Source organism: Calderihabitans maritimus (genome assembly GCF_002207765.1).
GTDB lineage: Bacteria > Bacillota > KKC1 > Calderihabitantales > Calderihabitantaceae > Calderihabitans > Calderihabitans maritimus.
The window spans coordinates 52,646-58,408 of sequence record NZ_BDGJ01000215.1; the positions used below are offsets into that span (position 1 = coordinate 52,646).

Annotated in this window: 5 protein-coding genes and 1 riboswitch; of the genes, 3 read left to right on the forward strand and 2 right to left on the reverse strand. The window is 44.9% G+C overall.

What is annotated here, in order from left to right:
• Positions 1-108: 108 nt before the first annotated feature.
• On the reverse strand, positions 109-1,368 hold the full coding sequence (gene urtA, locus KKC1_RS15410; RefSeq protein ID WP_088555335.1) for an urea ABC transporter substrate-binding protein: 1,260 nt from the start codon (positions 1,366-1,368) through the stop codon (positions 109-111).
• A 536-nt stretch (positions 1,369-1,904) separates the two neighbouring features.
• Between urtA and KKC1_RS15415 the strand changes: the two genes are divergently transcribed.
• The 3 genes from KKC1_RS15415 (at position 1,905) to KKC1_RS15425 (ending at position 5,111) form a co-directional block, all read left to right on the forward strand.
• Complete coding sequence (locus tag KKC1_RS15415) at positions 1,905-3,089, forward strand: integrase core domain-containing protein (protein ID WP_088555305.1); 1,185 nt, start codon at positions 1,905-1,907, stop codon at positions 3,087-3,089.
• Positions 3,090-3,309: 220 nt separating this feature from the next.
• Positions 3,310-3,615, forward strand: a complete 306-nt coding sequence (locus KKC1_RS15420) for a hypothetical protein (protein ID WP_088555306.1) — start codon at positions 3,310-3,312, stop codon at positions 3,613-3,615.
• A gap of 250 nt (positions 3,616-3,865) precedes the next feature.
• Positions 3,866-3,953: riboswitch (cyclic di-GMP riboswitch) on the forward strand.
• Positions 3,954-4,094: 141 nt separating this feature from the next.
• On the forward strand, positions 4,095-5,111 hold the full coding sequence (locus KKC1_RS15425; protein ID WP_088555307.1) for a stalk domain-containing protein: 1,017 nt from the start codon (positions 4,095-4,097) through the stop codon (positions 5,109-5,111).
• 436 nt (positions 5,112-5,547) lie between these two features.
• Here the strand turns inward: KKC1_RS15425 and KKC1_RS15430 are convergent, their stop codons facing one another.
• Entirely contained in the window at positions 5,548-5,745 is a 198-nt protein-coding gene (locus tag KKC1_RS15430; protein ID WP_088555308.1) for a DUF3006 domain-containing protein, read from the reverse strand.
• Positions 5,746-5,763 lie beyond the last annotated feature (18 nt).

Genomic DNA, 5,763 nt, shown 5'->3' on the forward strand with positions numbered 1-5,763 from the left:
CAAAGGCTCTCTCGCCAAGTATAATGGCAACTTGAGGGGATATGTGGCAGCCCGCAGAGCTTTTCGCACTGCCGGCTGCCCAAATAGATGCGTCTCTTTTCTAAAAGCTTATCTGCCTTGTTTTAATTCTTTAGCCCATTCATAATTTTTCAGGTAAGGATCGGGCCGAACTGGCTCGCCAGAACTCCATACCTCTTCAAACTGTCCATTAGCATCAATCCGGCCTATACGGACTGTTTTCCATGTGTGCTGATTCTCTCCATCAATACGAACTAATCCCTCTGGAGCCTTAAATTCAAGCCCTTTAGCGGCTTCACGCACTTTATCTACATCAGTGGAACCGGCTTTCTTGACCGCCTCAGCCCACAGATATACCTGGAAATAAGCTGCTTCAATCGGATCATCCGTAACCCGGTCTTTTCCATACTTGGCTTTGTACTTTTTCACGAACTCCCTATTTTCCGGTGTATCTGTAGTTTGGAAGTAGTTCCATACAGCATAATGCCCTTTCATGTACTCGGCACCAATACCTCTTATCTCTTCTTCAGCGATACTAACCGACATGGTTGGAATATCCTCTGCCGTAATACCTGCAGCCTGGAGTTGCTTGAAGAAAGCCACATTGCTGTCTCCATTGAGAGTATTAAAGATTACATCTGGTTTTGCAGCCTTAATCTTGTTAATTATCGTGCTATAGTCGGTATGGCCTAAGGGCGTGTACTCCTCGCCAACTACGATCCCACCTTCGGCCTTGAGTTGGGCTTTGATAATTTGATGAGCAGTCCTTGGGAAGACATAGTCCGAACCTAGTAAGAAGAATCGCTTTTTACCCTGTTTCAACAGCCAATCTACAGCAGGAACAATCTGTTGATTTGGGGCCGCACCTGTATAGAAAATATTGGGTGATGATTCCAGCCCCTCGTACTGCACAGGGTACCATAAAAGACCGTTATACTTCTCCACTACGGGAAGTACAGCTTTCCGGCTTGCCGACGTCCAACACCCGAAGATCGTTGCAACCTTATCCCGTTCAAGCAATTTTTTGGCTTTTTCAGCAAAGGTAGGCCAGTCGGAAGCCCCATCCTCCACTATGGGTTCAATCTTCCGCCCTAAAACACCGCCGGCTGCGTTAATTTCCTCAATAGCCATCAACTCAGCATCACGCAATGATGTTTCGCTAATAGACATGGTCCCGCTTAGCGAATGCAGGATACCTACTTTAATCGTACCTTCATTACCAGTAACAGGAGTTTCCTCCTCACTGGTAGCAGGAGCTTTCTCTTCAGTTTTTGTAGCCCCGCAACCTGCGAGAGCTAGGGTAATGATAAGAGCTAAACCTAGCAAGATAGTTAATCTTTTAAACTTCACCTTAACGTAGCTGTACCCCAACAAATTTGCTTCCCCCTTTGAGTATTTTTGAAACCATAATTATATTATCGGTCCGAACGGCGCCTATTCGTACCGAAACCTTACTTACCTGAACATGTTTTTGGGGTCTAGAAAAAGAAAAGGGCGCTTCAACAGAGCTTCATTGCTCCGCCGGAAGCGCCCTTACTCCCTCAGTATACTACTACAAGAAAGGCACCTTTCCCGCGTGAGAAACAACCCGGAAAAGGCGCCCTTGCCATTGTCCATCTTCGGACTTACTAAACAACTAGTATACAAGATTAATTTTACTGCAGAATCGGTATTAACATAAGGTACAACGCTGCACCAATTTATAAGTTATTATATTCATTGAGTATTTTCTTGTCAACCCTTTTACAAAAAAAATTTCTAGATGGACCAGAGTTTCGTTCACAGAAGTTTAAGAAGTTGAAAAAGGTATTGAAAAAGGTGGGTATCCCTGAGGTATTATTGGTGTGGTACAACAACAAAAACACCTCGAAGGGAGGACCCACCTGATGTCATTGTACCACCAATTGAAGCGTTCTGGAAACCCCCAGGCTGCTGTTCAAACAGTTATTTCTTTGCTGGAAAAGCATTCTCCTAAAAAAGTTGCTGAGATTATGGGTGTCTCAGTAAGATGGGTTTATGAATTAAGACGTCGTTTTCGAGATTCCGGCGGTAATCTTCAAGTTTGTATCTTGAAACGTGGCCCTAAATCTCCTATGCCTAATCGTACTCCTCTCGAAACAGAACAATTAGTAGTAAGGCTCGCTCAAATTTCTAATTTAGGCCCTCATAGATTAGCCGTCGCTCTTCAACGTTCTTTTGGTATTTCTTTGTCTCCTTACACCATTAGAAATATTTTAAGACGTCATGGCATCCGTTGCCGTAAAAAACGCTCTAAAAATGGTAGCCGCCGTTATTATGCTGCTGATTTATCTTCTTTTAAACCTCTGGAGTTTTTCCAGTTTGATACTAAGCATATCGCCGATCAGAATGCTTTACCCAGCGAGGCTTATGCTGCTTTGTTTAAAAATAAATTGCCTCTCTATCAGTTCACTGCCATTGATGTTAAAACTAGACTTAGGTTTATTTCCTATGCTCATTCTCTCTCTTTTGAAAATGGTCTTACCTTTATGCTCTTAGTTGAAGCTTGGCTTAGGGCTTTTGGCGTTAATCACCACTTGTTCTTCCAAACTGATAATGGCCAGGAGTTCGGTGGAACTTACAACTCTAGAAAGCGTAAGCTTATGCAGTCTCTCATATTTGATCGTTTGGGTGTTTCTTTACTTAATATCCCTCCACGCCAAACAATGGTTAATAGCTACGTCGAACGTTCACATCGTACTGATGACGAGGAGTTTTATGCTATTGATCTTAATCTTAATACCTCTCTAAAATCTTTTCTCGTTCTAGCTCAAAATTGGATCTGTAAGTATAATTATCAAAGACCTCATTTCGGCTCAAATATGCAGGGTAAATCTCCTATGGAAGCTCTTAAACATTACAAAGCTACTTATCACCCAGCTATCGGTGCTATGCCTGTTATTATCTTGGACTATGCATCCCTTTACATCTCAACCCTTTTTGATATCACCAGTATACCCTGGGATAACTCACCTAAAAACAAGCTTGTGAACGAAACTATGGCTCAGTACATATCTGAAATAACTGCTTTTAACGGGGTCAGCTTTAATTGATAGCACAATGTTAATAAATGCAAGAAGGGTGAACTAATAGCAATTTACAGTTAAATGAGCATGCCAATTACATATGGACTAAACTGAAAAACCTAAATAACTTCAAGTTGGCAGGTGCCGATAAAAGGTTAGTTGAAATATTACTTGTAAGCAGCTGTTTCTAAAGAAACAAGAAATAAAAAATCTCCCAAACCTAATTGATGTCACTAGGGGGAGTTTTGTGGGTATCGCACAAATCTTAATGGGTTGGCCGGCTATTATCGCCTCATTAATCTTGGCTGGCGTTGGCATTTTTATATATCGCCCGGCTTACTTGATTGCTGCCTGCGTCTTATCTCTAGGTTTCGCTTTGTATCTCACTCTTTTACCAATCCCGGCTTTTAAGCTACTCGGCTTGTTGTTGCCTCTCTTTCTTCTTGGCGGAGCGCTAGCAGTTCATAGACGGATAGCGTGGGTTGCTTGGCTTCTTCTCTTACCTCAAGCGGCTATTACGTTGCATTTCGGGATTGGTATGCTAATGCAATAAATAGCATGAACACAAAAACTGAAAGAGGTCCACGCAGCCGTTTCGCCTCGTCCATCGCTTTTTCAAGGGTTCTGATCACATCGTCGGTGGTATGGGTGGCGGTTAAGACGCTGGAGGATGGCCTTTCCTGCTTCAATGACCCTGAGACCCCTATATTTTTACACCATTATACCGGACGCTACTGCGGTGGCTGACATTTTTAACCCCCAGAAAAAAGAAAGACGCATCGTATTTTTATATAAAAGAAACTCCTCACCAAAGGCAAACCCGGCGAAAGCCGAGAGCGAAAAGCCATATGGCCTAGGACGGTGATCCGTTACGGCAACCCGGCTACTGGGGAGGTAAAGGCGTATTGCTTTTCCCCGGCAACCGGCTGCCGAGCAGAAGGGAGGAGGTGGTCTGTCTTTCCGGAGAAGGTTTTTCTTTGGAGTATGCAAACGAGTATTCCATGCAAACGATTATTACAGGAGGGATGAACGGTGTGCAGGAAACTTCGCTTGCTGCTTGCATTGGTAACCCTGGCTGCCTTTATGCTTAGCATCGGCGGGACGGCGTTTGGCGCTGATGCGTTGGACAACCCCATGCACAAAGAGCAGCACAGATTCAATGTTAGAACGCGCACGCAGAACGCAGGGGAGGAGTTCCGGCTCAAGGTCATGCAGAAGCTTGAGTACAAAATCAGAGAGGGAATCGAAGACGAGGAACTGAACAAGTCAGAAATAAAGAGGCTTGAGAAGTACATCGCTAGACTGGAGCAGACCATTGCGAAGGCGCCCGGCGATCCGAAGCTTCTCTGGAGGCTGGCAGTGGCCTACCGCAACGTCGGGGAGTACGACAAAGCCATCGCGGTCCTGAAGGAACTGGAAGGAAAGCTAACGCACCCGACAGCCAAGATTGCAGTGCTGCTAGCCCAGTGTCTGGAGGCTAAGGGCGATAGGGAAGGTGCGCTGGCTGAACTGGAAAAACTGCTCGCATCGCCCACAACCGTATCAGGAGCGGTGTACGCTTATAAAGGTATTTTAAAAGAGGAATTGGGTCAAGTAAAAGAAGCGGCAGAAGAGATGGAAAAAGCTATTTCTGCCGAACCAAAAGATGAAGACCTTTACAAAAAAGTCGGCAAACTTTACAAGAAAGCAGGCAAAAAAGGTGTCAAAGTGTTCGTAAAAGGAAAGAAACCTAACTTTGATGCCGAGCCGTTCATCAAGGAAGGCCGCACCCTGGTGCCGATCCGGGCGATCGCGGAGGCTCTGGACCTGAAAGTGGATTACAAAAACGGCGTGGTCGTCATCACGAACCCGGTCAGCGAAAAAACGGTGACTTTGTTCCTGGGCCGCTCCGAAGCAAAGGTTGGCAAGCAGAAAGTGATTCTCGACGTGCCTCCGGAGGTAATCCCGCCGGGGCGGACGGTCGTCCCCCTGCGCTTTGTGAGCGAAAACCTGGGCGCAGACGTTAAGTGGTTCGAGGAGGGTCAAGTAGTAGCGGTCAACGAACGGTAGAAACGAGAAATAAAAGCCCGATGTCCGATACGAGATGTCGGGCTTTTGTTTTTGTTAAGTTGGATGAGCGCTTATAACAACATCAAGAACCGGCCAAGCACCGGTCCTTTTTTTGTGGAACATCTTTGGAAGGAGTGGTGACATTTGCGAATCGATATAACGGGCGTGAAGGGGTCCGGTAAAACGGAGTTGGCCAAGGTAAAGAGAACGGTATATGCTTTATGTCTACCCATTCGTTATTGCTGTTTAACCCACCTGCGATCTACCCGCTGTCTGTAATACAAGTACATATTCTGCTGTTAGCGAGTCGCTAAAATATGTTTTCAAAATCTTTTTCTCCCCGAAGATAGCCTTCAAAAGCACTTAAAATTTTCTCCACGTTTTGAAACCTCTCATTTTGTGGTGTAATCTAAATATACACTTACATAGCCGGCGGTTAATCAAACAACTCATCCATAAGTTTTTCGATTTTCTTCCGGCGCTTTTCCGTTTCCTCTTTATCAATCTCTATCGATATTTTAAGCACGTCTCCTTCTTTAGCCTCTTCCGGCAAAAGACTCCGCGGCAGATCAAAAGTCTTGCCGTTATACTCAATTACCGCCATATCACCCTCAAACCGGTCAATTACAAGCATTTATAATGCACCTCCATC

Coding starts and splice junctions, on each gene's coding strand:
- KKC1_RS15415 (WP_088555305.1), top strand. CDS start 1,905: ATGTCATTGTACCACCAATTGAAGCGTTCTGGAAACCCCCAGGCTGCT.
- KKC1_RS15430 (WP_088555308.1), bottom strand. CDS start 5,745: ATGCTTGTAATTGACCGGTTTGAGGGTGATATGGCGGTAATTGAGTAT.